Origin of the sequence: Lacticaseibacillus camelliae DSM 22697 = JCM 13995, assembly GCF_001311195.1 — a bacterium.
GTDB classification, from domain to species: Bacteria; Bacillota; Bacilli; order Lactobacillales; family Lactobacillaceae; genus Lacticaseibacillus; species Lacticaseibacillus camelliae.
Genome location: NZ_BBAJ01000007.1, coordinates 15,548 through 42,524, shown reverse-complemented (window position 1 = coordinate 42,524; position 26,977 = coordinate 15,548). Strand labels below are relative to the sequence as shown.

Below are 26,977 nucleotides of genomic sequence, written 5' to 3'. Positions count from 1 at the left end.
AATCACTAAAGGAGTATGCTCATGGAAAATTATTTGGCATCAAAGACTCGCTATGATAATATGCAGTACCGCCGCGTGGGCAACAGCGGCTTGAAGCTGTCTGCACTATCACTAGGCCTGTGGCACAACTTTGGCAGTGTCGATCCGCTGGAAAATCAGCGCCACTTGCTGCGGCACGCCTTTGACCTAGGCATCACTTGCTTTGATATTGCCAACAATTACGGTCCGGAAGCCGGCAGTGCCGAAAGCAACTTTGGCCGGATTTTCAAAGCAGACTTTCAGCCTTACCGTGACGAGCTGGTCATCACCTCCAAGGCCGGCTACTACATGTGGCCCGGCCCATACGGGGAATGGGGCTCGCGCAAGAGCATTATCGCCAGCTGCGACCAGAGTCTGCGGCGCACCGGCCTGGACTACTTTGACATCTTCTACTCCCACCGGTTTGATCCGGACACCCCGCTGGAGGAAACGGCGCTGGCCCTTGATCAACTGGTCAAAAGTGGTAAAGCTTTATACGTCGGCATCTCGAATTATAACGCCGAGAACACAGAAAAAAATTGCCGCGATTTTCAAGGATTTAAAGACGCCTTACATCATCCACCAGGACCGCTACAACATGTTCGGGCGCGATCCAGAGAAAGACCTGTTCCCGACCTTGCTCAAGGATCACACGGGCGCCGTTGTCTTCAGCCCACTGGCACAAGGAATGCTGACTGGCCGGTACCTGCACGGGATCCCGGAAGATTCCCGCGCCGCCCGCAAGGACAGCAAGTTCTTGCACGTGGCCGATGTGGAAAGCAAGCTTGACCAGATCAAGGCGCTGAATTCCATCGCGGAAAAACGCGGCCAGAGCCTCGCCGAAATGGCCCTGGCCTGGGATCTGCGGCAGCCGGCCGTCGCCAGTGTCATCATCGGCGCCAGCAGGGTCAGCCAGTTGGATGACAACGTCAAGGCCCTGAACAACCTGAACTTCAGCGAAGAAGAAGAACAGGCCATCGACCAAATTTTGGCCTAGCGTCAAGCACGTGCCGCCTCGTCTGCACAAAACGAGGTGGCATTTTTTTTGCCTTTTAAGCGAAAAGCGCAACCACGCACTAGCCGCAAAAAGCGCTGACTCTAACCGGCGGTCATTGCCAGATTGAGTCAGCGCTTTTTGCGTGGTCTACGCGTTCACCACCGTAAACCGCTGCCGCATATGGGTTTTGGCTTCGAGTTCGGCGATGGCTGCCGCCGCGAGATTTGCCGCGGATACTTCGGACTTCCCGCTTGGCGCCGTCATCACCTGATCGGTACCCAGCCGGTAATCGCCGAGCGGACCGTCCGTGAGGGTGGCCTGCGGCGAAATTGCCGTCCACGCCACGTCCTTGATCCACTGCAGGTACTGGTACTCGTGAACCTGCTGCTCTGGCGTCGCGACCCACGGGGCCCCTGCGGCCTGCTTTTCCACCTGTGTCAGCATCAGCTCGCCTGAAGCCAGGCGTAAGGAACTAGCCCCCAGGACGAACAAGAGATACGGCCGTTCCGTCTCTCGGAACATGCTGATCAGTCGAGTGGCCAGATCCAGGTGCTGGAACGCATTCGGTGACGCAAACGCATCGACCACCGCATCCAGGCCATCAAGATCCACCCGGTCCAGCGTCAAGGCGTCCTTGGCCAGCACCGTGACTTTGCTGCCGAACAGTTTTTCTACTTTGGCTCGGTTACGGACGATTGCCGTGACCTCGTGGTCTTTAGCCAATGCCGCTTTCACCATTTCTTGCCCAACATGGCCGGTGGCCCCAATAATTCCGATTCTCATCTTTATCCTTCTTCAAAACGAAAAATTCACGCCATGCGGCTGGTCGACTTAACTGCTCAATGATGGCTGCGGATCGGCGCAAACGTCAGCTCCGTCCAACCGACTTTGAAGCCCGCGCGAATCGCAACGTTCATCGACCGCATGTGCGAAAATTGTGTGCCGTAAACCACCAACATCTCGGGCGCGCGCCGTTGAATCTCGCGGTCAGCGCCTGCACCACCTTGACAGCCAGTCCCTGGCGCGCGAAAGCCGGATCCAGCACCTCGACGCCAATTTCCCAGGTGTAGCGCCCATTTTGGTTGGCCCCGGCTACCACCTTGAGTTGGCCATCGTCAAAATAGCCAACCCCAAGCATGTCGGGATCAACGTCATCGTAGGCAAAAGCCTCGTGGATCCGCTTATCCTTTTTGAACAGCGGAATGTCGGCTCGCTCGATGAGCATCAGGTGCGAGTCGCTTGGCGGCTGGACTGGTCCGGCCGGCAGAAAAAAAACGGCGCGTGGTTGGTGATCTGCCAGCCGTAGCGGTGCAGCAGCCGCTCCAGTTCGCGCAGGTGCGGCCACGCGAAGAACCACTCGCCTGGCGTCGTGTTGAAATCCAGCGCGATGCGTCAGTCACCAGTGGGTTGGTCGTGCGGACGTAGAGATGATCCTGATACACGACGAGGTCGCCGGCGTCGCGGGCCCAATACCGCGCCCCACTGACTGGCGGCGCCGTGATGAACCGGTTGTACGGCTGCGCAAAATCCGCCGGCGCGAGGCCAAACTCCAAAGCCAGTTGATCTGTAATTTTCGTCATTCTTTGTCATCTCCTTGAGTGCGTCTCAAATGCCGCCACCCAGACTCACCGGTGGCGCCAATCGTCCTCATCTTGACGCGGCACCCGTTTACGTGCTGAATCCGGCGGCAAAAATGGCCGGTTGAGAGTTCCTGCCAGCAGCGTGAAAAAGTTGGCGATCCCCTTGAATAGGGATTGAAAGAAGTGAGCCATGACACCCTCCTTGATGCGTCTCGCCTGCCGAGTCGCTTTACTAGTCATTATCCGCGCCGCAGGCTACAATGCAAGCGTATCCAACAATTAGGAGGTAAGCGCCATGACCAGTTATCCGCGTCGCAACCCAGAAGAAGATCCGCTGCTGACCCCAGAAAATTCCGTCCTGCTGGTAATCGACTACCAACCAACCCAGGTCTCCTCGATCCAGTCGATCAGCCACCCGCAACTCATTAAAAATGTTTCATTTACCATTAAGTTAGCGAAAGCCTATCACGTCCCCATTGTCCTCAGTACCGTGAATGTCGCGACCGGGCGCAACGCCGACACGTTAAAGGCCTTGCGCGACCTGATGCCGGATCAGCCCACGTTTGACCGCACCAACATCAACGCCTGGGAGGACCAGGACTTCAACAAAGCCGTCCACGCCACCGGTCGCCAAAATCTGATCATGTGCGCCCTGTGGACCGAGGCTTGCATGGCGTTTCCAACGCTTGACGCGCTGCGCGAAGGCTACCACGTTTTCCCGGTAGTGGATGCGATTGGTGGCACCTCCACGCTGGCCCACGAAACCGCGCTGCGCCGCGTTGAACAGGCCGGCGCCGAACTGATCTCGAACGCCCAGTTGGCCTGCGAGTGGCAACGGGACTGGAACCGCGCAGAGTACGCCCATGATTTCGTGAAGCTGATGTTTGAGAACGACGACTTCTTCCATGCTGAATAAGCGCCTGACAACTCTGCCGCCCAGCAAATGCCGGGCGGCTTTTTCGCGTCGATAGTTTACCAAGTTTTACTTGACTGCTGGGAAAAAAGTCCTAAAGTAGGTGACAATGATTTTCTGAAAGGATTGATCCCATGCGTCCCATTATTGCCATGACCGGCGATGCCTTAGACACGCCGTCTGCTGAACTGAATCTCAACCACGCGGACTTTGCCCCACGCGACATCAAAACGGCAATCATCAAGGCCGGCGGTGCGCCGATCATCTTGCCTTTTCCCGATGACGTCACACTATCGGCAGAGCTGGCGGAAGCGGCTGTGACAACCTTTGACGGTCTGCTGCTGCCAGGTGGTCCCGACGTTGACCCGACCCTGTACGGCGAGGAACCCGGCCGAAACATCGGCAGTGTCACCTATCCAAAGGACCGCTTTGAGCAGGCGCTGATCAAGCAACGGTTGCAGCTGGCAAACCCATCTTTGCGATTTGCCGCGGGCTGCAGATCCTCAACGTGACGCTGGGTGGGACCTTGTACCAGGATCTGGCCAGTCAAGATCCTGATGCCACGATTCGCCACGTCCAGGCTGCCCCGGGGCAGTACCCGACCCACCACGTAACGGTTAAGGCCGGCTCGCAGCTGGCCAAGCTGGTGGGCGAGCATGCCTACGTCAACTCGCGCCATCACGAAGCCATCAAAAAGGTCGCCCCAGGCCTGCAGATCATCGCCACTGCGCCGGACGGCGTCATCGAGGCGGTCGCCGATACCCGCGATCAGCAGATCCTCGCCGTGCAGTGGCACCCGGAAAACCTGTGGCAGCAAGACGCGGCCCAGCTGCGGCCCTTCACCCTCCTCGTCAAGCGGGCCGCAGCGGTGCGCACCGCTCAAGCCTTTGTCGCCCAGCCCAAAGTCAGCTAATCGTTTACCTGCCAGTCGCACAAGCGGCTGGTTTTTTTAGGGCCGTTTTGGTTCCTTTATCCGGTCAGCAAGCGTACAATGCCGGTGAAAAGACAAAGGAGATGGCACTCATGCACGAAATTCCAGAAACCATGGCCCAGGTCACCGCACTGGTCGACCAAAGCCGGCAGAATGGGCAACCGCTGACAGAGGAGCAGGTGATTCAAGGAGGCCTGCAAAACTGGATGCAAGAACTACTCGATGAAGGGATCGAAGGCGGCTACCTCACGGCCCAACTGACTGACTCAGGCCTGACCGTGTTGGACATCACGGGCAAACTGCTGCTGAAAACTGACACGCTAACGGCCGCCAAGCTCGTGCCTGCCTTCAAACAGGACCCGCACATGACGCTGATGAACGTTCAAACCGCAATGCGAAAAATCATCGATAGCGGGCGTTTATGACATTTTTTTCTTGCCCCGGTGGCTGATCACACCGCAAATTAGTTATTTTGAGGCGATCAAACCGTGTCAGTGGACATCAGATTGCGATATTTGACGTTGTGCTTGAAAACGCGGACCATTCTCAGCGAAGAATGTTCCAACGGACGAAAATAGGCTTTTTAAGCATACCAAAGACAACGTACAAGCTAAGAACACGCCGGTTCGCGAAGAAAAAATTGGTGAGAAAAAAATTTTTTTTGGCTAAATTTGAATTTTTTTTGTTATCAAAGCTTATAAGATGTGATAATCTGAAGTTGTCCAAAGGCAGAGATACGAACAACTGCCAGCGGAATGGAAACACTCCTAAAAAGTTCCCCCAAACTTTTCCACCAGCGATGGTGGTTTTTTTGTTAGCAGCTAAACAAAACGGCGACTCACGATTAAATGGCGAGCCGCCGCTTTTTGAGTTAACCCTGATGCGGTCTAACCCGCTGTTTCTGCCAAAGCCGTCATCCGCTGCGCGATTTCGTCTCGCACCTTCCGAAATGCGAGCAGGATCTCTTCGGCAGTCCCCGTCGCCGCTGCGGGATCAGGCAGCGGCCAGTGCTGCCGCCGCACTGTTGCCGGCACCACCGGGCAGTGATCCCGCGCATCCCCGCACAGCGTGATCACCAGGTCAGAGGACCGCAAATACTGCAAGTCGATCAGCTTCGAGTATTGCTTGCTAATATCAATGCCTCGCTCGGCCATCACTTTGACCGCAAGCGGGTTCAGGCCATCTTGACGCAGGCCGGCACTGGCCACCCGCCAGGCCGGACCCAGCATTTGCTTGGCAAACCCTTCCGCCATTTGACTGCGACAGGAGTTACCAGTGCACAGAAAATAGATTTGTCTCACTATTTTCACCACCCCTAGAAACGCTTATCTCTATTGTACTATGCCACCAATTTTACGGATACTCCCCATGACCACGCCACCGCTCTATCTGAATGAACGGGCATCCTGCCAAATAAAAACTGGCCGCGCCGCTTGAGCAAAACCGGTTTCAATGCCGACACAGCAGAATTTAGGCCCACTTTTTTTCGCCTTATCGTGCTATGCTATTAGCAATTACGGATTCGAGAGGGACGGGGGAAATCGGGATGGCGCAAAGTCTGGGTCAAATGTTTCATGCTTTTCGCACGCAACGGCATATCTCAATGGCACAGGCGGCAAGCGGTTTGAACACCGCCACTATTTCACGATTCGAACACGACCAAAGCGACATCAGCCTGAAAATCGCTGGGCGATTGATGTTCAATCTTGGCATGGGCGCCAATGACTTGGGCGAAATGCTGGCCACGGATAAAAAGGGCTTTCCCTTTGGACTAGCAGAACTCGTCAACGGTCAACGGCCAGCTCTCGCCGCCAAAATCACTGCCTACCTGCAACAGGATATCTGCGCTAAACCATTGGCCGCCCTGATTCGGCAGACGCTGCCTTATCTTCAACGGTCAGTGACTGAGGACTGCCGGCTGCCGCTCACTTTGGAACAGCAACTCGCAGATATGCTCGCGTATCCCGAAAAATGGGGTAATTTTGAATACTACCTGATCACCAGTGTCCTGCCTTACGCCAGCCACGAACTGACCAGTTTGTGCTGGCAGCGGCTGACAGCCTTGACTGGGCAAACCTTGGGCTATCGGCGGGAGGCCTTATGGCGGTTAGGACTCACCGCACTGCTGCATGATGACACCCCATTGGCAGCACAGATTGCCACCGATATGGCCGCAATCAGTAAAATTCCGGGACTGCAACTGCACTTTAACAACGTGATGCCGCAATTTTTGGCTGTCGTGGCCATTGCGAAGCATAAGGATCTGACGTCGCTATTGACTGCCTTAGGCGCCTTGGCGCAGACCAGTTGGCTGCTTTCCTTGCCCGCGCGGCGCAAGAGGCGCGGACCAAACCCTGCTGGCACAATCAGGTCTTGAAGGATCACCACGATCCAAAGCTCGCCATCGCGCCGGACGCGAAGCTGATGTTCGGCCCGACTTTGGGCCGCCTGCGCAAGCAACGCGGATTGACCGTCAGCGATGTCCTCGGCGACTGGTCAGCTTCGGCCCAGTCGCGTTTTGAGCACGGCAAAACACAACTCGGCTTTCGCAGTACGATTGTCTTGATGCAGCGCATGATCATCCCCACCAGTCAGATGCAGACTGCCACTGACGAAACAAGCACCTTCCGCCGCTACCGGCTCAAAATATTCGATATGGCCTCAAATATTAAGGAAACCCATCGCACACGCGAAGATTTCGAGAGGGTGCTCAAAGAATTTCACCACACCACGCCAAACCTGCCCAAAGGCTTGCGCGTGATGTATGAAGGCGGACTGATCACCGTCCTCCACTGGGCCGCCCCAGGTTTTCTCCCGGATAGTGACGCGTTATATGCCAGCCCCTCTCACGATGAGCAAAGCGCCATCGTGGATTATTTTCGCTCACTGAGCGCCCTCAGCACCCAGGACACCGAGCTCCTCAATCTGAACATCAACCGCATCGACCAAACCTACTACGATGACCTCATCACCGTCATTCTCCCGCACCTCAAGCCGCAAACCAATGTGGCCGCGCAGCTCTACGACAACTGCACCAATTTCATGTACGGCGCGGTGTATTTTCACGTCACCAGCGTGATCCCTAAGCTGACCGCGGCCTTCAAGCATGAACCGTGGCTGATCTCATGGTGGCCCAATGCCGAAGTCAGCGAGCTGCAAACGCTGGCGAAGTGTTATCAGCAGGACACGCCCCAAACGCGCCGTGAGGCTGAGCAACTGGTGGCGGATATCCGCCTACTTTGCCCTTACGATAACAGCGCCGATTCATCAGCGCACTGGCTGACAACCTACCGCGGCAAGGGGACCGATGTGCAGACATCATAACGCATGCCAGCAAAACGCAAAAATCGTCTTCCAATCGGTCACTTGCAAAAATGCAGGTAGCCCATCGGGAGACGATTTTTATTGCTTCAAAAGGCTTGATTCAACCGGGATTGGCCGCAAGCAGGGTCTTGAACACCGGCGCCAGCCGCACGACGCGCTCTTGGATGTCTGCCCAGAGCTCATCCGGTTCACCAAAAATCGGATCTGAGCGAAGGTAGGTCTTGCCCACCAAGAACTCACCGGCGATGGTGTTATCGTACCGCCTGCTGACACGATCATAATTTGGTAAGGTCAGCGGCAGAACTTCCTTTTTGGTGTGATCCTCGGCCAGCTCCATGTCTGTCGGCAGTAGCACCATTTGCGGCCGCAATGAGTCAAACGGCACGCGAATGTGCGCCTTTTTGGCCTCCTGTAACAGCGCAAGCCAGAGAAATACCCGGTCGTCCCACAGACCCAATTCCAGGTGTGGCGTCATCTTATAGCCACGCTGATTGGCTGATAACGCGAGCCAAGTATCCGGCGGCGGGTTCTTGTGCCGCCGCTGGTGCTTCGCGATGTGCAGGCTCAAAGGCGGCAGCCCTTCGTCTTCCAGCAAAGCCGCCAACTGCAGGCCGGCCGTCTCAAACTTGGGGTCGATGACGCGGCGGATCAACCCCAGCCGGCCCGTCAAAGTAGGCTCATCAAATACGGTAAAATCCTGATCGGTGAACATGACACGCCCCCTTCTGCTATACTTAATATACGTGCGCTGCAAGCGCCACCAAGGAGGAATTGACCATGGCTGACGATGATCTGCAACAACACCTTAATAGTAGCATTTTTGGCCCGCCGCAGACCAATCCAGATGAACGTCGGCACTTTTTGGGCTCTCTGCGCGAGCGCGTGGCAATTCGGGTGTTGAATCAGGATGTTGAAGAGCCAAGTGCACTAACAGCAGTTAAGAACGCCCTGGCGAAGTACGCTGATCAACCGGGGTTCAAGTTGCTGATCAACGGCAAGCTGGACCCCGAACTCACGGCCCCTTACATGCAGGCGGCAAGCGCTAAAAACGTGCAATTCACGCTGGTTAATGATGGTACCGCCAGCCTGGCCTCGGCCGCTGCAGGCATCCTGCTGGTGGCCAGTCAGGCAATCAACATCAAAGACATCGATTTATCGACACCCTCAGACGTGACCTCGCCAGCCCAAAAGACCGACAAAAAGCGGGGCTTTTTCGGCCGACTCTTCAACTAACCCGTTCCTGTTCAATTTTTCCCCACTTCACTGGCATTAGCGCCGGCACTGCCACTCGTCTTTTTTTTGAACCGACTGACAGCCTCAGTCGGTGTTTTTTTCGCCATCAGAAATGGCACCGACGTGGTTGCAAGACCTTGTGTTAAACCGTAAAATACGGTCAGCAATGCAAGGAGGCCCATTATGGAAAAACTGAAGAACCGGCTCGATGCTTTTTCTGATGGTATCATGGCGGTCGTCATTACCATCATGGTGTTGGACATCACGCCGATTTTGCAAGACAGCTGGCCCCATTATCTGACCATGGGCAAACACATTGGCATTTATCTCATCACCTTCGTGTTCGTCTTCAACATGTGGTATCAGCACAGCACGGCCTTCGCCGAGATCGACACAATGACTTACCGCATCCTGATCTGGGAAGTGGCCTTTCTCGGTGTCTTATCCCTGATGCCTCTGTTCACGGACATGATGGCCGAAAATACGACCTCGATCACTGTCATGCTTTACGGGGTGATGCAGGCCATCATCAACTTGGTGTTTCGCGGCCTGGCCAAGTCGATCATTCACCTGCAGTACACGACCAAGGCCGACATGCAGCAGGTCTATCAAAAAAATCTATGGCAACGCGAATCACTGGCTTGATGGCCTGTCCATCGCGGCCATCGTCTCGGCGTACTTCTTCCCGCACATCACGCTGGCTTTTTACCTAGCCTACCCGGTCCTCAGTTTTCTGCTTAATGCCGATGCACGTCAGCAAATGTACGATGCGGATGCCCTCACGGCGGACGAACAAAAAGATTTGGCCGAACTCCCTGCGTCTGACTATGGGGACTGGCGCAAAACCGCAAGACGGATCTGGCACGACCAGTCCGATCAGAAAACCACCGGCGCCACCGCCTCAGCTTCCCAACCGCGCCAGTCGCAAACCACGGCAAAAGCGCCAAGCGGAAAAAATGCGCCGCCGCTTTCGACCGGCGCCTGGGCCGCATGGCTCGATCAGAGTCTGGACGCACAGCGCCGCCACCGCATTCATGAGCGCTTCGAAACCGCCACGCCTGAGCAAAAGGCCGAAATGGCCGCTTGGTTTGACCAGCGGCGCCAAATCCTCCAAAGGCGCAAGCAGCAAGCCGCCCCAACCGATGATGCGCCAAAAGCACAACAATCAGATGCGTCAGAGCACGACGATTCCCAGCACGACACCAGTCAGCACCGTTAAGACGGTGCTTTTTTTTGCTCGCCGTTTGGCATGACCCCAAGAGCCTGCTAGACTGAACTAGAAGAAAGAAGGATGGTTATGCAGCAGCCGCTCGCTTATCGCATGCGGCCACGCAATTTGGATGAGGTTGTCGGCCAGCAGCACCTCGTTGGCGAAGGCCAGATCATCCGGCGCATGGTCGTGGCTAAACGTCTCAGTTCCATGATTTTGTACGGCCCCCCTGGCACCGGCAAGACCAGCATCGCCAGCGCCATCGCTGGCGCCACTAAGTACGCCTTTCGCATGCTAAACGCCGCAACTGACACCAAGAAGGATCTGCAGATCGTAGCCGAGGAAGCCAAAATGAGTGGCACGGTGATCCTGCTGCTGGACGAGATCCACCGCCTCGATAAAACCAAGCAGGACTTTCTGCTGCCGATGCTTGAGTCTGGCCGAATCGTCATGATTGGGGCAACAACCGAGAATCCTTACATGAGTATTCAACCGGCCATTCGCAGCCGCACCCAAATCTTTCAGGTCCACCCACTGACGCCGCAGACATCAGCACTGCCATCGATCGCGCGCTGACTGATCAAGACCGTGGGTTGGGCAAATACCAGTGGTGCTTGATGACCAAGCCCGCGACTACCTGACCACGGCGACCAACGGCGACCTCCGCTCGGCGCTGAACGCCCTGGAACTCGCCACGCTGTCCACGCCCGAAACCGCTGGTCAGATTCACCTGACGGCTGAGGTCATGCACCAGTCCTTGCAGCAGCGCGCCCTGGACGGGGACGCCGACGGTGATGCGCACTACGACCTGATTTCCGCGTTTCAAAAATCGATTCGCGGCTCGGACGTGGACGCCGCGTTGCACTACCTGGCGCGGCTCATCGTCATCGGCGATCTGCCCAGCATTTTGCGCCGCCTGTTGGTCATTGCCTACGAGGATGTCGGTCTGGCTAATCCGCAAACCGCCAGTCGGACGCTCACGGCGATTCAGTCCGCCGAACGGCTGGGCCTGCCGGAAGGACGCATTCCCTTAGCCAACGCGGTGATCGACCTTTGCCTCGCCCCCAAGTCCAACTCCGCGATCAGCGCCATCGACGCGGCCATCGCCGATGTGAACGCGGGCAAGGCAGGTGCCATTCCCGACGACCTCCGCGACGCCCATTACAAGGGCGCGAAGGCGTTGGGCCACGGCGTCGGCTACAAGTTGCCGCACAATTATCCAGGCGGCTGGGTCAAGCAGAATTACATGCCTGCTAAGCTGAAGAATACCCATTACTACCAGCCAAAGACGACCGGCAAGTATGAGCAAGCCCTCAGCCAGCAGCTCGCCCGCCTGCGAGCACTGCAGCGTAGTCAAAAGCCATCCTAGCAAGCGCTCACAAGCGCGCCACGACACATTTTGCAGCGCTTTTAGTGGGGGCAGATTCTTGCATGTTTTAACTGGCAGTGATAGAGTAAAAGCATGGAAGTACCTAAGGTGTTCGCGGTCCCCATCTATTAGTTGACCGAACAGTCTCAATACCTTGGAACCAGAAGTGGCAGGTGCCGTGCTGTTCTCTCACTGAATGGCTAACGCATTTGTCGTCCGGGCCCACTTGCCTAATCGCGGGTTTCAACAATTCGGGTACTCGACGGCACCATTTAGCCTTTCACAAAAGTCTTCGGACTTTGGCCGACGCAAATGTCGGTCTTTTTTTTGGGCTCTACGTCGAAGGCCTCGTAAAACGGCCCGAGCGGTGCGGCATGAGATATGCTAGGATAGTAGCATCAACAACCAGAAGGAGTAGGTCATGTTTAGAGTCGTTTTCATCATCTTCGCTGTCGTTTTATTTACCCTGGCGTTTTATATCACCACGCACCAGCACCAAGGGTTCCTTGGAATCGAAAAACTGTCTGAAGCCACGCAGCGTGAACTTGGCCGCTTTGCCGTGGTCTTCATCATCGCCGGCTTGTTGGCCTTGGCCGCAGGAATCCTGCTAACAGGCTGGCTTGAGGCACTGGCCTTGATCGTCAGCGCACTGGCTGCCGGAATTCTAGGCCTGCGCGTGCCAACCTACCTGAAAGATTAAGTGCGGGCGTGTTCGTGTGAAATCGTTTCACATTGCCCCGGCATTCAGCTACAATGAACTTAGAGGTGATGGGCATGTTACAACAATACAAGCACGTTCTAGTGGCGATCGATGGCTCCTATGAATCGGAGCTGGCTTTTCAAAAAGCCGTCGCCGTGACCAAACGCAATGGTGGCGAATTGTTCCTGATCCATATCGTGGATACCAGAGCCTTCAACAACGTCTCGAGTTTTGACTCGGCCATGGTTCAGCAAGTTGCGGATACCGCGAAGGAAACCATGGAAGGCTACATCGAGCAGGCCCACAAGGCGGGGCTCGATAAGGTCTCCTACTCCATCGAGTACGGGGCGCCGAAGACGATTATTGCCCGCGACATTCCAAAACAGAAAAATATTGATTTGATCATGATTGGTGCGACCGGTCTGAACGCTGTTGAACGGCTCCTGATCGGCAGTGTGACTGAATATGTCACCAGAAACGCCAAGTGCGATGTCTTGGTCGTGCGGACTGATCTGAACAATCAGCCGGCGCTGTCTTCAACTAAGAAGCCAAAGGATAAACCAACTAAGGCATAACGCGTCACGCCCAACGGCCACTCGTCCGCTGGGCGCTTTTTTTGTCCAATCAAAATTCCTAGGCTGAAGCAGCAGTCTCGCCCTGCACCAAGTCGGCGATCAGTGAGGTGCGGTCAGTGACCCGTGCCAGCGCCAGTGCAATGGCTCGCGACTGGGCCGCTTGCTCGTCCTCCAGCCGCGCCTGAGTGCGTGCCTGCAAGGCGTACAACTCAGGGAGCAGAAATAAGCTCTCGTTGCGCACCCCGATCGCAATGTCACTTTGAACATGCTGCAACGTCGCCGCGTCATCGCCTAACTCAAAGTAAATCCGGCTGATGTGCCAGTAAATGGTGAGTTCAACATCAAGGTACCGCTGCTCGTTCAGCGGCTGAGCGTTGAAGAGACTGATCGCCTGCTCGACATAGACCCGTGCCCGCTCCGTCGTGCCTTTCTCTGCGTAGGCCAGGGCCAACCCGAGCGTCGCCATGATCCCCGCCACATCGGCGGCCGCCGCGCTCGCCCCGTTGAGCACGCGGCCGAAATAATAGATAGCCTCATCCAGATCTTGCGTGACAAACAGCTCGCTCATCCCGGAGAAATAATTGTAGTTTCGTAGATCCTGCTCGCGGGTGAGCCGCCTGGCATTAACTTTCTTGAGCAGACCTGCTGCGTCCCGGTACTCCCCGCGGCGCACCTTCTGGTCGACCGCGCTGAGGGCCTGTTGGATCCGGTCCTGGTTCTCCACCACAATATCCTCAAGCGTGATGCCCAACCGATTGACTAACCTGACCAGGATATTCATGCTGGGGACCTTGTTGCGCTTTTCGATCAGGCTGATCGTCGCCTGCGTGCAAATGCCCGAAGCGAGCTCGGCCTGACTCAATCCCCGCAGTTTGCGAAAGCGCCGGACGTTTTCCCCTTTGATCCGTAATGCCGGCTGCAACTTACTCATGCTTCCACTCCTTTGTCTTTCCAGTGAGCAACCCGTGCCGCTCCTCTGCAATGCCCACATTATACTATAAATTATCGTTTTTGACTACTTATAACTATTTGTGACTGCTTAACGTTATTAATGTAACGATTGTAATGATGATAAGACAGTGAAGATATTCTAAACTGCGGTTTTAAAATAAAAACAGCGGTCTGACAGAGATGCTGTCAGGCCGCTGTTATCGCGCAAAATATTTTGATGAGAGGCAACTTATTATCATTAAATTTATCAATAGGCGTCAATGATTTTTTTGCAAATAGTCGACGACAACCTTGGGTAAATCAGCCCGCATTAGCAACGCCTCAAGCAAGCGCGACCGATTGTACCAGCGCGTCCAAAAGCCCAGGTTTTCTTGCGGTTTCAGGTTGCGCAGCCGCGTCTGCCAGGCGGTGAGGCACATGACCAAGGCGTCCGCATAAAACTGATTTTTTGTGGCAATGTTGACCAAGTACGCTGACACCCGCTGATCCTCGCCGAACACCAGCGAGTCCTCGCTGCGTTGCCAGCCCTCAAGCACCGCCGCCATGAGCAGCAGCTTGTCCCCGCGCATCAGACTTGGCACCTGACTGAGTTCGTCCGCCAGATTGCCGATGTGCGTGTACGCATGGGCCCAGCCTTTGCCTGCCACATAACCGCGTCCATCACGCTCCAAGACGATGTACGCGCACAGGTTGACCAATAGATTTTCGAACTGTCGTGGGGTCAGCAGATGATACCGGTTCAAGTCAGCGTACACCAGGCCGGAAAGCAGCATCACCGCAAAGCTGCGAAGAAAGACCGCATCGTTTTGCGGTTCGGTGATATGCGCAAACAAGATGTCCTTGCGCTGCAGCGTGGTGAACAGCCACGTCACCTGCTTTTCCGTAAACGCATCGGCCTGAAACAAATCTGACAGCAAAAAGAACACACCCTTATCGCGGACCTCGGGATTCGTTGACGCTAGGTGCGCAATCAAGTATCGCAGATCACTGTCGGTCACCTGCATTTTCTTTTCGGCTTTCAGGCGCAGCTCAATGGCCGCAATTTTGGCCAAGGCTTCAGTGTCATCTTCAGGCAGCGCGACCGCAGTGGCCGCATCGACGGAGACGTTTTTAATCAGCTCGTGAAGATCATTGGGCAGGCCGCGGAACACCTTGCTTGGTGCAGCTGTCGGCGCAAACTTCTAATGTTTTTGATGGTGCTGTCAACTTGAGAATCCACGAATCGCCCTCCTTAAAGTAAAATCGGTCGCTCGATCTTGTTTTTGGGATCAGCCAAGACCCAGCCAAAATCATCGGCACTGGGGGCCTTTTTGACCCGCGTGCCAGGCTGCGCCATGATGGTGAACGGAATGTCATGGGCCAGTGCCTGCTTCATGTAATAGGCAACCAGCTCCTGAGACATGCGGCCATTGATGTACACCCGGTACTGCGGGTAGCGCGTTAACACCTCATCGAGCAGGCTCGCGATGCGTTCATCGTGCAGCTGCCGGATTGTGACCGCCATGGCCACTCGCTCCCGAAAGTTACCCAAAAAAAAGCCCGTTTTTCGTCCGGCTTGATGGTCGAAAGACCCAGCGCCTTGGCTTTAATGAAGTCATTTAAGTCTTCGCTCATGTCGCCGCCTCCTGCGGTCATTATACCATTGCCACTTGCTTGCGAAACCTCTACGCAGCTAATGACAAAGCCCAGCCAAGAAAAAAAAGCCGACCGCAGTCAGCCTTTTCTTGCTCAATCAAACCAGGAAAACTTACCCGACCGAGCCGTCCATTTCCATGGAAATCAACCGGTTCAGTTCCACCGCGTACTCCATCGGCAGTTCCTTGGTAAACGGCTCCACAAACCCCATGATGATCATTTCGGTGGCCTTGGCTTCAGGAATCCCGCGGCTTTCCAAATAGTAAAGCTGCTCCTCGGAAACCTTGGAAACCTTGGCCTCGTGCTCCATCGCCACATTGGAATTTTTGATCTCCGTATACGGGATCGTGTCTGAGGTCGACTTTTCATCCATCAAGATCGTGTCGCACTCCACGTGGCAAAATGAGTTGTCCGCCTTTTTGGTGAAGCGCACGGTGCCGCGGTAATCGACCGCCCCGCCGTCCTTGGCAATGGACTTGGACACGATGTTTGAGGACGTATTCGGCGCATTGTGGATCATTCGTGCCCCGTTATCCTGATCAACCCCGGCACCAGCGACGGCGATGGACAGCATGGTCCCGCGCGCGCCTTCCCCATCCAGATAAACAGACGGGTACTTCATCGTCGTCTTACTGCCAAGGTTGCCGTCGACCCACTCCATGGTCGCATTTTTCATCGCCTGCGCCCGTTTGGTCTCAAGGGAAAAGACGTTTTTGGACCAGTTCTGAATGGTCGTGTAACGGCAGTAGGCATCGTCCTTGACGAACACCTCGACCACTGCCGCGTGCAGCGAGTCGCTGGAGTAGTTCGGGGCGGTGCAGCCTTCCACGTAGTTGATGTGCGCACCGGGTTCCACAATGATCAGTGTCCGCTCGAACTGCCCGGAATTCTCCGCGTTGATCCGGAAGTACGCCTGGATCGGCACATCAGTTTGAACGCCCTTGGGCACGTAGATGAACGAGCCGCCGGACCAGACCGCGCCGTTAAGGGCCGCAAATTTATTGTCGCTCGGATGAACGAGGGTCCCGAAGTACTGGTGGACGAGGTCAGGGTACTGCTTCAGCGCCGAGTCCATGTCCATGAAAATGATCCCCAGCTTGTCGAACTCTTTTTTAATGTTGTGATACACCACTTCCGATTCGTACTGCGCTGAGGCCCCAGCCAGGTACTTGCGCTCGGCCTGCGGCACCCCTAAGCGATCAAAGGTGCGCTTGATGTCATCTGGCACGTCGGCCCAATCGCGGTAGGTTTTATCGGTCGCCTTTTGAAAGTACAGCATTTTATCCAGCTCCAGATCTGACAGGTCTGGACCATAATTAGGAAAAGGCAGTTTCTGATAGGTCTTGTAAGCGGCCAACCGATAATCGAGCATCCACTGCGGCTCACCTTTTTCAGCAGAGATCTCCCGGACCTTTTGCTCAGTCAATCCGCGGCCGGTCGAATACACCAGCTTGACGTCATCCTTGAAGTCGCCAGGATTCTCGTCATCGAGAAAATCGACTTGCGAGGCCACTGCTTCGTTATTTTTGGTGTTCTTGGTTTCAGTCATGTTGTTCACCTTCCGTTAATGCCTGAGCGGCCGCCTTCCACGCCAGCGTGGCACACTTGATGCGCGCCGGGAACTGGTGGACTCCCTTGAGGATCGCAGCCGGCCCCAGCACTTTTTCGTCTGGCACGCTGCCGCTGATCACCAAGTCGGAAAAAGTCTCAACCATGGTTTCAACCTCGCCAGGCGTTTTGCCGATGATCTGATCGGTCATCAGACTGCCGGAGGCCTGCGAAATCGTGCAGCCGGAACCGGAAAACGCCGCGTCTGCGACCTTGCCATCCTTGAGCTGCAGCTGGAGTTTCAGCACATCCCCACAGCTCGGATTGCGCAGCGTCACCTGGCTGGTTGGACTGGCCAGCACGCCGTGGTGCCGCGGGTGGTTCGCCTCGTCCAAGATCACCTGACGATACAACTGATCCAGCTTAGTCAGACTCATGGAAAAACCTCCTTGCCTCATCGACGCCGGCAATCAGTTTGGCGACGTCTTGCGGGGTATTATACACCCCAAAGCTGGCCCGCACGGTCGCCGGGACCCCCAGCCGGGCCATCAGCGGCTGCGCGCAGTGATGCCCCGCCCGGACCGCGATATCGGCTTCGTCGAGCACGGTGGCCAAGTCGTGCGGATGGACCCCGGCCAGGTTAAACGAGACAATCCCGATGCTTTGGTCATCGCCGTACAGCGTTATTCCAGGAATCTTGGCCAGCCCGGTGCGCAGCTGTGTCACCAGGGCGTGGTCATGGTCGGCGACCGCCGCCATGTCCAGACTTGAAACATAATCCAGCGCAGCTTTCAGGCCGAACACCCCGGCAATGTTCGGCGTACCTGCCTCAAACTTGAGCGGTACTTCTGCCCAAGTCGCTGACTGGTCCTGCACCTCATCGATCATCTCGCCGCCAAACTGCACCGGTGGCATTTGCGCGAGCAGTTCAGAGCGGCCGTACAGCACACCGATGCCGGTCGGCCCATACATTTTGTGGCCGGAGAAGGCGTAAAAATCCGCACCGAGCGCCTGCACGTCCACCTTCATGTGGGCCACGGCCTGCGCGCCGTCGACGACCATATACCCGCCATTGGCATGCACTTCGTCCGCCAGCGGGCGAATGTCAACTGAGCCGCCGGCCACGTTGGTCACCTGCGCAAGGGCCAGGATCTTGGTGCGAGGCGTCAGGAGTTTGCCGATGGCGGCCGGATCCGTGTTGCCGGCTTGTGTCACTGGGGCAACCACAAACTTGGCACCGGTGCGCTTGGCCAGCTGCTGCCAGGGAATGAAGTTGCTGTGATGCTCGGCGCCAGACACCAGAATCTCATCGCCGGCGTGCACGACCAAGGGCCCAAAGCCTGAAGCCACCAGGTTCAACCCGTCGGTCGTGCTGCGGGTGAACACGATTTGCGAAGCCGCCAGCGCGTTGATGAAGCGCGCCGCCTGCGCGCGCACCGCCTCATAGGTCTCCGTGGTGTTGTAGGCAAGTTTGTATAGCCCGCGGTGCACATTCGCATTGTCTTCCGTGTAGTACGCCACGACTGCGTCGATCACCGACTGCGGTTTTTGCGAAGTGGCGGCACTGTCCAGATAAGTCAACGCTGGATGCCGCTTAAAAAAGGGAAACTCATCATTCATCTGTGTTCACCAAAGTTTCATCGATCTGCTTAAACAGATCTGCCTTCAGATCCTTGTCCGTAATTTCCAGCAGACCGGCCTCAAGAAAGCCCCGGATCACTAACCGCTGCGCCAGCGCCTCTGGCAGGCCGCGACTCATCAGGTAGTACATCTGCGCCTTGTCGACCCGGGTCACAGACGCCGCGTGCCCAGCCGTTACGTCGTTTTCATCGATCAGCAAAATCGGATCCGCATCGCCGCGGGAATCCTTGCCAAGCATCAGCACCCGATTTTCCTGCTGATTGTCACTGCCGCGCGCGCCTTTGATAATGTGGCCGATCCCGTTAAAGATCAGGTGGGCCTTGCCGACGATGACGCCGCGCTGATTGATGTGCCCACGGGTCTTGCGGCCGTAATTCGTCATGGCAGTGGTGTAGCCGACGTGCTGCCGGCCACTGGCCAGGACGCCGACGTTGACCGTGGCCGAAGCGCCGGTGCCGCGCAAGTTGACATTTATCAACGTGGCGCCTGAGTTCTGAGCAAACCCGGCCAAGGTCCAATTCAGCGTGGCACGGTCGGCCAGCTCTGCGGTTCGCGACGCCAGCACCATCTCTGCCTGAAAGCCATCGTATGTGAGCCAGTCGACCTGCGCGTCTTCACCAATATCCACCAGCACGCCAACGCCAAGCGAGGTGCCGGTGCTGGCCCAGCGCTCCTGAAACGCCACGTGAGCCCGCGCACCGACATGAATGAGCAGCAGGCCGCCGCCGTCAGTCGGGCCGGTGAGACGAAACGGCTCATACTGGCATAACCGGCCGGTACCGTGACTTCGGTGATCTGCTGAGGTGCTTCCGTCAGCCACTCGTCCAGCGAAATGCGGCGTGGAAAGGCGTTGGCGTCTGTCGGGTGCGAAACCGTGATCGCGCTTGGCGCGTTCACGGTCATGCCAGCAACCGGGGTACTGTCCTTTGCCGCCTTCATGTAGCGCGCAAGCGGGATTTTCGGCGTGTTGGCCAAAGGCAGCCGTTTAATCATTCCCGTCACCCGCCTTGAGGTGCTCATAACCGGTCTTTTCCAAGGTGTGCGCCAGCTCCGGCCCACCGGATTCGATGATGCGGCCGTCCTTCATGACGTGCACCACGTCAGGGGTGATGTAATCCAGCAACCGCTCGTAATGGGTGATGATCAGCGAGGAGAAGTCGGCCCCCCGCATCGAATTCACGCCGTCGGCAACAATGCGCAAGGCGTCAATGTCGAGGCCGGAGTCAATTTCGTCCAGCAGCGCCCAGTGGGGGTGGATCATCATCAGCTGCAGGATCTCATTGCGCTTTTTTTCACCGCCTGAAAAGCCTTGGTTCAGGTAGCGGTCGGCCATGTCCTCGGGCATTTTCAGCTGGGCCATGGTGTCATCGAGCTGTTGGAGAAAATCCATGATTGGGATCTGATCATCGTCCGGCCGCCGCGCGTTGATCGCCGCGCGAATGAATTCCGCGTTGGTGACCCCGTTGATTTCCGCTGGGTACTGCATGCCCAGAAACAGGCCGAGGCGGGCGCGCTCATCGACTGCCATGCCGACAATGCTTTGCCCGTCGATCAAAATGTCCCCTTGCTGACCACGTACCGCGGATTGCCCATGATGGTTTCGGCCAGGGTGGACTTGCCGTTGCCGTTAGGCCCCATCAGCGCGTGGATCTCCCCGGCATGAATGGTCAAATCGACCCCCTTCAGAATTTCGGGATGCTCGGGTTCAGCCTTTACCTTAACGTGCAGATCTTTGATTTCTAGTGTGCTCAAGATAGCGCCTCCTGGACTTTGTCTACTCCCATTGTACGGCAGGAGCCGGCCCCTCGCAAACCGCTTTCATGCAACCTAATTGGGCCCTGCCGACTTCAAACTGGATTGCCAACCGCCGGCGAGGGTCAACAAAGCCGGCGCCTCATGAAGAGCCGCCGGCCAATTGTTCGAGTCAGTGTTTAGTGTTGCAGCCGCCGCGCCAGCCAGTCACCGACAAACTGAACGATGAACACTAGGATCAGGATGAAGATCATCGCGACCCAGATCACATCGTTTTCAAAGCGCTGGTACCCCACGGCAATCGCCAGGTTCCCCAGGCCGCCGCCGCCAACCGCACCGGCCATCGCGGTCAACCCGATGATCGAGATGATGGTCAGAACGCCAACGCGAACCAGCTCGCCGAGCCCTTCACGCAAGTAAACGCGAAAAACGATTTGCAGCGGCGACAGGCCCATGGCCTCGGCCGCCTCGATCACCCCTGGGTCAACGGTGAGCAGCGCATTTTGCACCTGCCGCGCAAAAAACGGGGTGGTCCCAAGGACCAACGGCACCAGGGCCGCACGCGGCCCAATGCCAGTGCCAACAATGGCACGCGTCACCGGATTCAGAACGGCCAGCAAAATGATGAAGGGAATCGCTCGGAAGATGTTGACCAGCTTATCAACGACCCAGTACACCGGATGGTTCTCCGTCAACCCGTGTGCATCAGTCAGCACCAAGACGATCCCGATGATGATACCCAAGGTAAACGCGATCACGGTCGTCCACCAGGTCATGTACAGCGTTTGCCCGATGGCTTCGGTGACCCCGCCGTCCCCACTCCAAATCGGAACAACGTTGGGGAAGAATTTTTCAATTAAATTCATGCTTTCGTCGCTCCTTTCTCAGCGGTCGCAGACAGGTGCTGAACGGTCACGTCGCTTTGCTTCAGATACTCAAACGCCCGGTTTAAATCATCCGCGGTTCCGGACAGCACGACCAGCAAATTGCCAAACGGCGTGCCTTGCAGGATCTGAATGTCGCCAAACAAAATGTTCGCCGTGACGTTGTACTCCTTGAACAGCGTCGCGACCAGCGGCTGATCGGTGGACGCCCCGACATAAGTCAGGCGCACCAGCTGATCCGGCGCCTTCAAGTTGCGGACCGCCGGCTGATCCCGTACCGCTTCGATGGCCTCATCGATTTGAATCGTCGTGTCGATGAAGTCCTTGGTCAGCTGCTGCTGTGGGGCGGCAAAAATGTGAAGCAGGTCGCCGCGCTCGATGATGCGACCGTCGTCCATGACCGCCACCTTGTTGCAGACCTGTTTAACGGCCTCCATTTCGTGGGTGATCAGGACAATGGTCAAGCCCAGCCGCTTGTTCAAGCTGGCCAGCAGTTCAAGGATCGAACTGGTGGTTTTAGGATCCAGCGCAGAAGTCGCTTCATCGGAAATGAGAATCTCGGGATCCGAAGCCAGCGCCCGCGCGATCCCGACCCGCTGCTTTTGACCGCCGGACAATTCCGTCGGGTAAGCTGCGGCCCGCTCGTTCAACCCAACCAGTTCAAGCAGATCAGAAACCTTTTTGTTGATTTCCTGCTTGGTGATTTTACGTGAGATCTCGTTGCCGTTCTTATCCTTATCCTTGACATAAGTGCCTTTCAACGGAAAAGCGACATTGCCTGCGATCGTGAGCGAATTCATCAGGTTAAAGTGCTGAAAGATCATCCCGATCCGCCGCCGCTCGCCGCGCAGGTCCGCAGCGCTGAGGCTGAGCATGTCCTGGCCCAGGACCGTGACCTGACCGCTGGTGGGGCGCTGCAGCAAGTTGATAGTCCGCACCAGCGTGGATTTACCAGCGCCGGAATAACCGACGATCCCGTAAATGTCACCGCGCTCAACCGTCAAGTCAACGTGATCGACCGCATGCACACTTTTGTTCTTCTCACTGAAGTTCACATCGACCTGTTTTAATTCGATCACCGGTTCTGCCATGACCAACCGCCTTTCTTTCTTAACCTCTAGTACTTACCCGTCCAGGCCGGCAGGACCGCACCCTTGTAAACCTTCTTGAGCAGTTTCTCGGTTTGCTTGCTCTGGTAAGCCTTCACAATCTTCTTGTAAGTCTTGTTGTCTTTGTCCGCCTTGGACTTAGCGGCAATGATGTTAATCCAAGGATGCGACTTCTTGCCGATCTTTTCAACTGCGATCGCGTTCTTAGGCTTCAGGTTCGCCGCCGCCGCAATGTCGTTGTTGACGACCGCCGCGTCCACATCGTTCAGAGAACGTGCGGTTTGGGCCGCGTCCAGTTCGGTGAACTTGAGGTTCAACTTGTTTGCCGTGATGTCACGGATCGTTGGGGTGGCCACGTTCTTCACCTTGATAATGCCATTGGCAGCTAGCAGATCTAGGGCCCGGCCTTCATTAGACGCATCGTTTGGCAGAGAGACGCTGTCGCCTTTCTTCAGGTCCTTCAGGGACTTGATTTTGTTTGAGTAGGCACGCATTGGGCCGATATAAGTATCCCCAACGGAGACAATGTGGTTGTTGTGCTTCTCGTTCCAGGTCCCCAAGAATTCGTAGTGCTGGAATGAGTTCAGCTGGATGTCACCGTCTTCCAGCGCCTTATTGGGGGTGTTGTAATCGGTGAACTGAACCAGCTTGATGTTGACGTCTTCCTTCTTCAGGCGCTTTTGAATATCCTTCCAGATGTCGACATCGGTACTCATAATGCCGACCTTGACCGGCTTGCTGGCCGAGCCGGTGCTCGCGCTGCTACTGCTGTTCCCACAGGCCGCTAACGCCAAGACTGGCAACGCCAACGCTGCCGTCAAAGCCAATTTCTTAAACCACTTCATAACTATTCCCTCCAATTTTTTCCTTGAACAAACAAAAACCGCTCCTAACCTAAGTTAGAAGCGGTCATCCCGCGGTACCATTCTAATTCGCCAACGCAACCGCGTCGGCCTCACTAACGGGCAATCACCCGCGTGCAAGATAATGGATGCCAGCCATTGACGCCTTGCCGAAGCTCAGCCTCACCGATCCGTGAGCCATTCTCGATCGTCGCTGCTACCCCGCTCTCATCTTTACCGGGTTTTCTGTGCAGTCCGCAACAATTTCTCTCTCACATCGTTCGTTTGCTCAATTAAATTATCTCAAGTCTACCGAGTTTGCCGAACCAAGTCAACCCTTAAAGTTAAAAAAAGATGAGATTGAGATGGCAATGACCTGCAAGCCACCGGTTGGTCAGCTTACTGCTGGTTGAACTCCTCGCCTTCCTGGCTGAACATGTAGGACTGGTGGTGGTACCGCATCGACAGAATCATCCCCACCGACAGCATATCAGCCAGCAGGAACGACCCCCCTTGGGAGATGAACGGCAGCGGGATCCCGGTGATTGGCAGCAGGCCCACGTTCATCCCAATGTTTTCGAAGATATGAAAGACGATCATCATGATCACGCCGGTCGCAATGTACGCGTAAAACTCATTTTGCGTGTCAAAGACGACCCGCAACATCTGCCAAATCAGCAGGAAGTAGAGCAGGATCACCACTGCGCAACCAATGAAGCCAAACGCCTCGCCAATGGTGGAAAAGGCCATGTCGGATTCGCGCACGGGCACCGTCACGTGCAGGTTGTTGAACCCGCGGCCCGTCATTTCGCCGGACCCAATTGCTTTCATGGACTGCCACAGCTGGTATGAATCCGTCGTCGCCGCCCCGCTCGGGTTCAGCCACGAGTCGATCCGCTTGAACTGGTACGCGGCAAACCCTAGCTTGCCGAGCAGATCACGCCCCCAAGTCTGGGTGACCAGAAGAATGGCCGCACTGCCCAGGGCCGCCGCCGCCGCGCCGATCGGGACAATGATTTTCCACGTGATGCCCGACACCAGTACGACCCCGGCAAAAATCGCCAGAAAGACCAGCATCGTCCCGAAGTCATTCTGCAGCTTAAGCAGCACAATGATCGGCAGCGTCCAGAGGAACATCTCGCCGATCAAGTGCCAGTCATTGCTGGTGCTGTGGGTGTACTTAATGTTGTGGTTGGTCACGACCCGCCCCAGCATCAGAATGTAGGCGGGCTTCATCACTTCTGATGGCTGGAAGGTGAACGAGCCAAACCCCAGCCAGCTTTTTGCCCCAGTGTTCACGAACACCGACCGATCATACGCCACGAGCACGACCATCAGCAGAAAAATGCCCAGGCCATACAAAATCGGCGCCACCCGCCACAGCTGCTCAGCATCAAACTGCATCACCACAAAGATTCCGATGCCCCCGATCACGTACCAGAGGCCCTGCATGAATAGCGCGTGCGTCGTGCTGCCGGCGTTTGGACTGGTGTCATGAGAAACCGCCATATAGATCGCAGCCATGCCAATTAATGCCAGCAGCATCACGGACAAAATGATTCCGTAGTCGATGCGGTCCTCACTGCGGCGCCGCGTCGAAACGTCTTTTGCCATACAACTCTCCTAACTGGTCAAAACGCCACTTCAAAGTGCGAAGTGGCGCGCGGCCTATCCTTGGTGCAAATGATATTCAGACAAGAGAAAGGCCACCGCCGCATCCATGGTTTTTTTGCCGGTGCGGCTTCGCGTCGCCGGCCAGAAAGGCATTGAAGTGCTTGCCGTCTTCCTCGGGGGCCACGTAGCCGATCTCGTTTTTGCCCAGCGTCAGGACAGACACCGTGTGCCCGTTGCGGGTCACGTCCTCCTGATTAACGGTAATTTTCTGTTCTTTTGGCATGTTCTCTCCTTATCGATGAAAATCAAACTGCGCACTTTCGTCAAGATTCTTCTGCGGATCCGGATTGCGCCGCAGCGTAAAAAAGTCAGGCACCGGATCCAGCCCACCTTTAACGAAGGGGTTGCAGCGAATGATCCGCGCCACCCCCATGATCAGACCCTTGATCAAGCCGTGTTTCGCCAAGGCCTGGATCATGTAAGTCGAACAGGTCGGGTAATACCGGCAACTGGCCGGGAGTAATGGCGAAATGAAGCGCTGGTACCCTTTGACCAGCCACATCGCGATTTTGCGCAAGAAGTCACCTTATTTCAAGAAATCAAAAATATGGGTCCACGTGGAAGGCAAAAACACCCTCAGCGGGTCACCACCATCGATCGCATAGCCCACCATGCGCCAACGACCAGCGCCACGATGACTAGCAGCAACCCGATCAGCAGCTTGCGTACCACGCGCATGGCGTACTCGGAAGACATGCGCACCCTCCTAATACTGCTTGTGGTGCGCAATGTTGTCGAGCAGGACGCCTGTACCCAAGGCAACGGCATCTAGCGGCTCTTCGGCCAGCAGGACCGGCACCCGCAACTCATGGGCAAACAGCTGGCTAATGCCCTTAAGCAGCGCACCACCACCAGTCAGCATCACACCGCGGTCGATGATGTCCGCAGACAGCTCAGGAGGTGTTTTCTCCAACACTTCCTTGGCCGCGGCGACCACCTGCATCATGGTGTCGTGCAAGGCCTCTTCGACCTCGACCGAGGTGACCTCGACCTCGCGTGGCAGCCCTGTCGCAATATCACGGCCGCGCACTTCCATGGTCTGCTTCGGATCAGCCTCGTAAACCGCACCGATTTGGATCTTCAACTGCTCGGCCGTGTGCTCGCCAATCAACAGCTTGTGCTTGTTCTTGACGTAGGAAACAATCGACGCGTCCATTTTGTCGCCAGCGAGCCGCAGCGAGCGGCTGGTGACGACTTCACCCATCGACAGCACGGCAACGTCAGACGTGCCGCCGCCAATATCGATGACCATGTTGCCCTGCGGTTGGAAGATGTCGAGGCCCGCACCAACCGCGGCCACCTTGGGCTCAAACTCAAGGTAAACTTTGCCGCCGCCAGACTTTTCAGCGGCCTCAATAATGGCCTTTTGCTCGATCGACGTAATGTTGGTCGGCGCGCAGATCAGAATGTTCGGTTTGGACATGAAGCCCTTGACGTTAAGCTTGTTGATGAAGTACTCAAGCATCGCTTCAGTAATGTCAAAGTCGGCGATCACCCCGTCTTTGAGCGGCCGAATGGACTTAATGTTACCCGGCGTCCGGCCGACCATCTTGTAAGCCTCGGTGCCAACCGCGAGGACCTTACCAGTGGTCGTATCGATCGCCACGACGGAAGGTTCGTTTAGCACGATGCCCTTCCCTTTCACGTTGATCAGGACGTTGGCCGTCCCGAGGTCGATACCAATATCTTTAGCCATGAATTTCTCTCCTCAAATGATTACTAACGATTGATTATACCACAGGGCCAAGGCCCCCGCTTACAGAAGGTAGGTGAGACTGTGCGCGGCCGTGAGCAACGACAGAAAGAACTCACTCACGTTGTAGCCGATCGCGATTGCCAAAAACACCATCAGCAGCTGACTGTCGCGCACGTGGTTCGCCTTGAGCAACTTATCAAAGCGCAGCGCAAACAGCAGCCTGAAAGTGATCATGATAAAAACAAAGTGCGAAACCAGCGTTACGGCGCCAGTAATTCCTAAATCTGTCATAGCGGCCTCCTCATGCATTTAAATTATACCGGCTTTTACTGAAAGCGGCGAGCGCCTTAAGTGCAAATTAACAGTTTATTGTCAGTGGCGGCTGCCACCCCGTC

Annotated in this window: 28 protein-coding genes and 7 pseudogenes; 12 read left to right on the top strand and 23 right to left on the bottom strand. The window is 56.0% G+C overall.

Annotated features, from left to right (window positions below):
- Positions 1-21: 21 nt before the first annotated feature.
- Positions 22-1,015, top strand: a pseudogene (locus tag JCM13995_RS02395) (aldo/keto reductase).
- Between the two features lie 147 nt (positions 1,016-1,162).
- Here JCM13995_RS02395 and JCM13995_RS02390 read toward each other — a convergent pair.
- The 4 genes from JCM13995_RS02390 to JCM13995_RS14255 form a co-directional block, all read right to left on the bottom strand.
- Positions 1,163-1,798, bottom strand: coding sequence for an NAD(P)-dependent oxidoreductase (locus JCM13995_RS02390; protein ID WP_054662099.1), 636 nt, complete (start codon positions 1,796-1,798; stop codon positions 1,163-1,165).
- Between the two features lie 130 nt (positions 1,799-1,928).
- Positions 1,929-2,240: a hypothetical protein gene (locus JCM13995_RS02385; protein ID WP_054662096.1), complete on the bottom strand. Its 312-nt coding sequence runs from the start codon at positions 2,238-2,240 to the stop codon at positions 1,929-1,931.
- The gene (locus tag JCM13995_RS14260; protein WP_156314290.1) at positions 2,197-2,595 is read right to left on the bottom strand and encodes a hypothetical protein; all 399 of its coding nucleotides are present in this window, start codon (positions 2,593-2,595) and stop codon (positions 2,197-2,199) included. The genes JCM13995_RS02385 and JCM13995_RS14260 overlap by 44 nt, the downstream gene beginning before the upstream one ends.
- A gap of 45 nt (positions 2,596-2,640) precedes the next feature.
- Entirely contained in the window at positions 2,641-2,787 is a 147-nt protein-coding gene (locus JCM13995_RS14255) for a hypothetical protein (RefSeq protein WP_156314289.1), read from the bottom strand.
- A gap of 103 nt (positions 2,788-2,890) precedes the next feature.
- Between JCM13995_RS14255 and JCM13995_RS02375 the strand changes: the two genes are divergently transcribed.
- From JCM13995_RS02375 to JCM13995_RS02365, 3 genes and pseudogenes are all read left to right on the top strand, one after another.
- A complete protein-coding gene (locus JCM13995_RS02375) occupies positions 2,891-3,511 on the top strand; it encodes a hydrolase (RefSeq protein ID WP_054662090.1) in 621 nt (206 codons plus the stop codon).
- Between the two features lie 131 nt (positions 3,512-3,642).
- Positions 3,643-4,421: pseudogene (locus JCM13995_RS02370) on the top strand (gamma-glutamyl-gamma-aminobutyrate hydrolase family protein).
- A gap of 110 nt (positions 4,422-4,531) precedes the next feature.
- Positions 4,532-4,864, top strand: a complete 333-nt coding sequence (locus JCM13995_RS02365) for a hypothetical protein (RefSeq protein ID WP_054662087.1) — start codon at positions 4,532-4,534, stop codon at positions 4,862-4,864.
- Positions 4,865-5,326: 462 nt separating this feature from the next.
- Here the strand turns inward: JCM13995_RS02365 and arsC are convergent, their stop codons facing one another.
- The gene (arsC, locus tag JCM13995_RS02360; protein ID WP_054662084.1) at positions 5,327-5,740 is read right to left on the bottom strand and encodes an arsenate reductase (thioredoxin); all 414 of its coding nucleotides are present in this window, start codon (positions 5,738-5,740) and stop codon (positions 5,327-5,329) included.
- 323 nt (positions 5,741-6,063) lie between these two features.
- Between arsC and JCM13995_RS02355 the strand changes: the two genes are divergently transcribed.
- Positions 6,064-6,816 carry a hypothetical protein gene (locus JCM13995_RS02355; RefSeq protein WP_156314288.1) on the top strand — a complete coding sequence of 251 codons (753 nt, stop codon included), beginning with the start codon at positions 6,064-6,066 and terminating at the stop codon, positions 6,814-6,816.
- A complete protein-coding gene (locus JCM13995_RS02350) occupies positions 6,747-7,763 on the top strand; it encodes a helix-turn-helix domain-containing protein (RefSeq protein WP_156314287.1) in 1,017 nt (338 codons plus the stop codon). The genes JCM13995_RS02355 and JCM13995_RS02350 overlap by 70 nt, the downstream gene beginning before the upstream one ends.
- 100 nt (positions 7,764-7,863) lie before the next feature.
- Here JCM13995_RS02350 and JCM13995_RS02345 read toward each other — a convergent pair whose 3' ends face one another.
- Complete coding sequence (locus JCM13995_RS02345) at positions 7,864-8,475, bottom strand: DUF1054 family protein (RefSeq protein ID WP_054662075.1); 612 nt, start codon at positions 8,473-8,475, stop codon at positions 7,864-7,866.
- Positions 8,476-8,540: 65 nt separating this feature from the next.
- Here JCM13995_RS02345 and JCM13995_RS02340 point away from each other — a divergent pair, with 65 nt between their 5' ends.
- From JCM13995_RS02340 to JCM13995_RS02315, 6 genes and pseudogenes are all read left to right on the top strand, one after another.
- Entirely contained in the window at positions 8,541-8,996 is a 456-nt protein-coding gene (locus JCM13995_RS02340; RefSeq protein WP_054662072.1) for a YueI family protein, read from the top strand.
- Positions 8,997-9,179: 183 nt separating this feature from the next.
- Positions 9,180-9,641 carry a TMEM175 family protein gene (locus JCM13995_RS02335; RefSeq protein ID WP_054662069.1) on the top strand — a complete coding sequence of 154 codons (462 nt, stop codon included), beginning with the start codon at positions 9,180-9,182 and terminating at the stop codon, positions 9,639-9,641.
- Between the two features lie 115 nt (positions 9,642-9,756).
- Complete coding sequence (locus JCM13995_RS02330) at positions 9,757-10,215, top strand: hypothetical protein (protein ID WP_054662066.1); 459 nt, start codon at positions 9,757-9,759, stop codon at positions 10,213-10,215.
- A gap of 78 nt (positions 10,216-10,293) precedes the next feature.
- A pseudogene (locus JCM13995_RS02325) lies at positions 10,294-11,575 on the top strand (replication-associated recombination protein A).
- Between the two features lie 421 nt (positions 11,576-11,996).
- Complete coding sequence (locus tag JCM13995_RS02320) at positions 11,997-12,275, top strand: hypothetical protein (protein ID WP_054662063.1); 279 nt, start codon at positions 11,997-11,999, stop codon at positions 12,273-12,275.
- Positions 12,276-12,349: 74 nt separating this feature from the next.
- Positions 12,350-12,850 (top strand): universal stress protein, encoded by a 501-nt coding sequence (locus JCM13995_RS02315; RefSeq protein ID WP_054662060.1) that lies wholly within the window; start codon positions 12,350-12,352, stop codon positions 12,848-12,850.
- A gap of 58 nt (positions 12,851-12,908) precedes the next feature.
- Here JCM13995_RS02315 and JCM13995_RS02310 read toward each other — a convergent pair whose 3' ends face one another.
- From JCM13995_RS02310 to JCM13995_RS02235, 17 genes and pseudogenes are all read right to left on the bottom strand, one after another.
- Positions 12,909-13,781, bottom strand: coding sequence for a helix-turn-helix domain-containing protein (locus tag JCM13995_RS02310; protein WP_054662057.1), 873 nt, complete (start codon positions 13,779-13,781; stop codon positions 12,909-12,911).
- Between the two features lie 277 nt (positions 13,782-14,058).
- Complete coding sequence (locus tag JCM13995_RS02305) at positions 14,059-14,952, bottom strand: DUF2785 domain-containing protein (protein WP_225350654.1); 894 nt, start codon at positions 14,950-14,952, stop codon at positions 14,059-14,061.
- An 80-nt stretch (positions 14,953-15,032) separates the two neighbouring features.
- Positions 15,033-15,415 (bottom strand): annotated as a pseudogene (locus JCM13995_RS02300) (DUF1694 domain-containing protein).
- Between the two features lie 133 nt (positions 15,416-15,548).
- Positions 15,549-16,985: a Fe-S cluster assembly protein SufB gene (gene sufB, locus JCM13995_RS02295; protein WP_054662054.1), complete on the bottom strand. Its 1,437-nt coding sequence runs from the start codon at positions 16,983-16,985 to the stop codon at positions 15,549-15,551.
- Positions 16,978-17,421 carry a Fe-S cluster assembly sulfur transfer protein SufU gene (gene sufU, locus JCM13995_RS02290; protein ID WP_054662051.1) on the bottom strand — a complete coding sequence of 148 codons (444 nt, stop codon included), beginning with the start codon at positions 17,419-17,421 and terminating at the stop codon, positions 16,978-16,980. Before sufU ends, sufB begins: the two co-directional genes overlap by 8 nt.
- Positions 17,408-18,604 carry an aminotransferase class V-fold PLP-dependent enzyme gene (locus JCM13995_RS02285; RefSeq protein WP_054662048.1) on the bottom strand — a complete coding sequence of 399 codons (1,197 nt, stop codon included), beginning with the start codon at positions 18,602-18,604 and terminating at the stop codon, positions 17,408-17,410. The genes sufU and JCM13995_RS02285 overlap by 14 nt, the downstream gene beginning before the upstream one ends.
- Positions 18,597-19,618: pseudogene (locus tag JCM13995_RS02280) on the bottom strand (SufD family Fe-S cluster assembly protein). The gene JCM13995_RS02285 and the pseudogene JCM13995_RS02280 overlap by 8 nt, the downstream one beginning before the upstream one ends.
- A pseudogene (gene sufC / locus JCM13995_RS02275) lies at positions 19,611-20,377 on the bottom strand (Fe-S cluster assembly ATPase SufC). Before sufC ends, JCM13995_RS02280 begins: the two co-directional pseudogenes overlap by 8 nt.
- 179 nt (positions 20,378-20,556) lie before the next feature.
- Positions 20,557-21,243, bottom strand: coding sequence for a methionine ABC transporter permease (locus tag JCM13995_RS02270; RefSeq protein WP_054662045.1), 687 nt, complete (start codon positions 21,241-21,243; stop codon positions 20,557-20,559).
- Positions 21,240-22,352 (bottom strand): methionine ABC transporter ATP-binding protein, encoded by a 1,113-nt coding sequence (locus JCM13995_RS02265; RefSeq protein WP_054662042.1) that lies wholly within the window; start codon positions 22,350-22,352, stop codon positions 21,240-21,242. Before JCM13995_RS02265 ends, JCM13995_RS02270 begins: the two co-directional genes overlap by 4 nt.
- 26 nt (positions 22,353-22,378) lie before the next feature.
- Positions 22,379-23,215: a MetQ/NlpA family ABC transporter substrate-binding protein gene (locus JCM13995_RS02260; protein WP_054662039.1), complete on the bottom strand. Its 837-nt coding sequence runs from the start codon at positions 23,213-23,215 to the stop codon at positions 22,379-22,381.
- Between the two features lie 396 nt (positions 23,216-23,611).
- Positions 23,612-24,826: an FtsW/RodA/SpoVE family cell cycle protein gene (locus tag JCM13995_RS02255; RefSeq protein WP_054662037.1), complete on the bottom strand. Its 1,215-nt coding sequence runs from the start codon at positions 24,824-24,826 to the stop codon at positions 23,612-23,614.
- A gap of 54 nt (positions 24,827-24,880) precedes the next feature.
- Positions 24,881-25,109, bottom strand: a pseudogene (locus tag JCM13995_RS02250) (DUF2969 family protein).
- A 9-nt stretch (positions 25,110-25,118) separates the two neighbouring features.
- Positions 25,119-25,388 carry a membrane protein insertion efficiency factor YidD gene (gene yidD / locus JCM13995_RS02245; RefSeq protein WP_420843304.1) on the bottom strand — a complete coding sequence of 90 codons (270 nt, stop codon included), beginning with the start codon at positions 25,386-25,388 and terminating at the stop codon, positions 25,119-25,121.
- A gap of 24 nt (positions 25,389-25,412) precedes the next feature.
- Positions 25,413-25,499, bottom strand: a complete 87-nt coding sequence (locus JCM13995_RS15470) for a DNA-directed RNA polymerase subunit beta (protein WP_082397673.1) — start codon at positions 25,497-25,499, stop codon at positions 25,413-25,415.
- A 93-nt stretch (positions 25,500-25,592) separates the two neighbouring features.
- The gene (locus JCM13995_RS02240; RefSeq protein ID WP_054662031.1) at positions 25,593-26,582 is read right to left on the bottom strand and encodes a rod shape-determining protein; all 990 of its coding nucleotides are present in this window, start codon (positions 26,580-26,582) and stop codon (positions 25,593-25,595) included.
- Between the two features lie 60 nt (positions 26,583-26,642).
- On the bottom strand, positions 26,643-26,873 hold the full coding sequence (locus tag JCM13995_RS02235; RefSeq protein ID WP_054662028.1) for a DUF1146 family protein: 231 nt from the start codon (positions 26,871-26,873) through the stop codon (positions 26,643-26,645).
- Positions 26,874-26,977 lie beyond the last annotated feature (104 nt).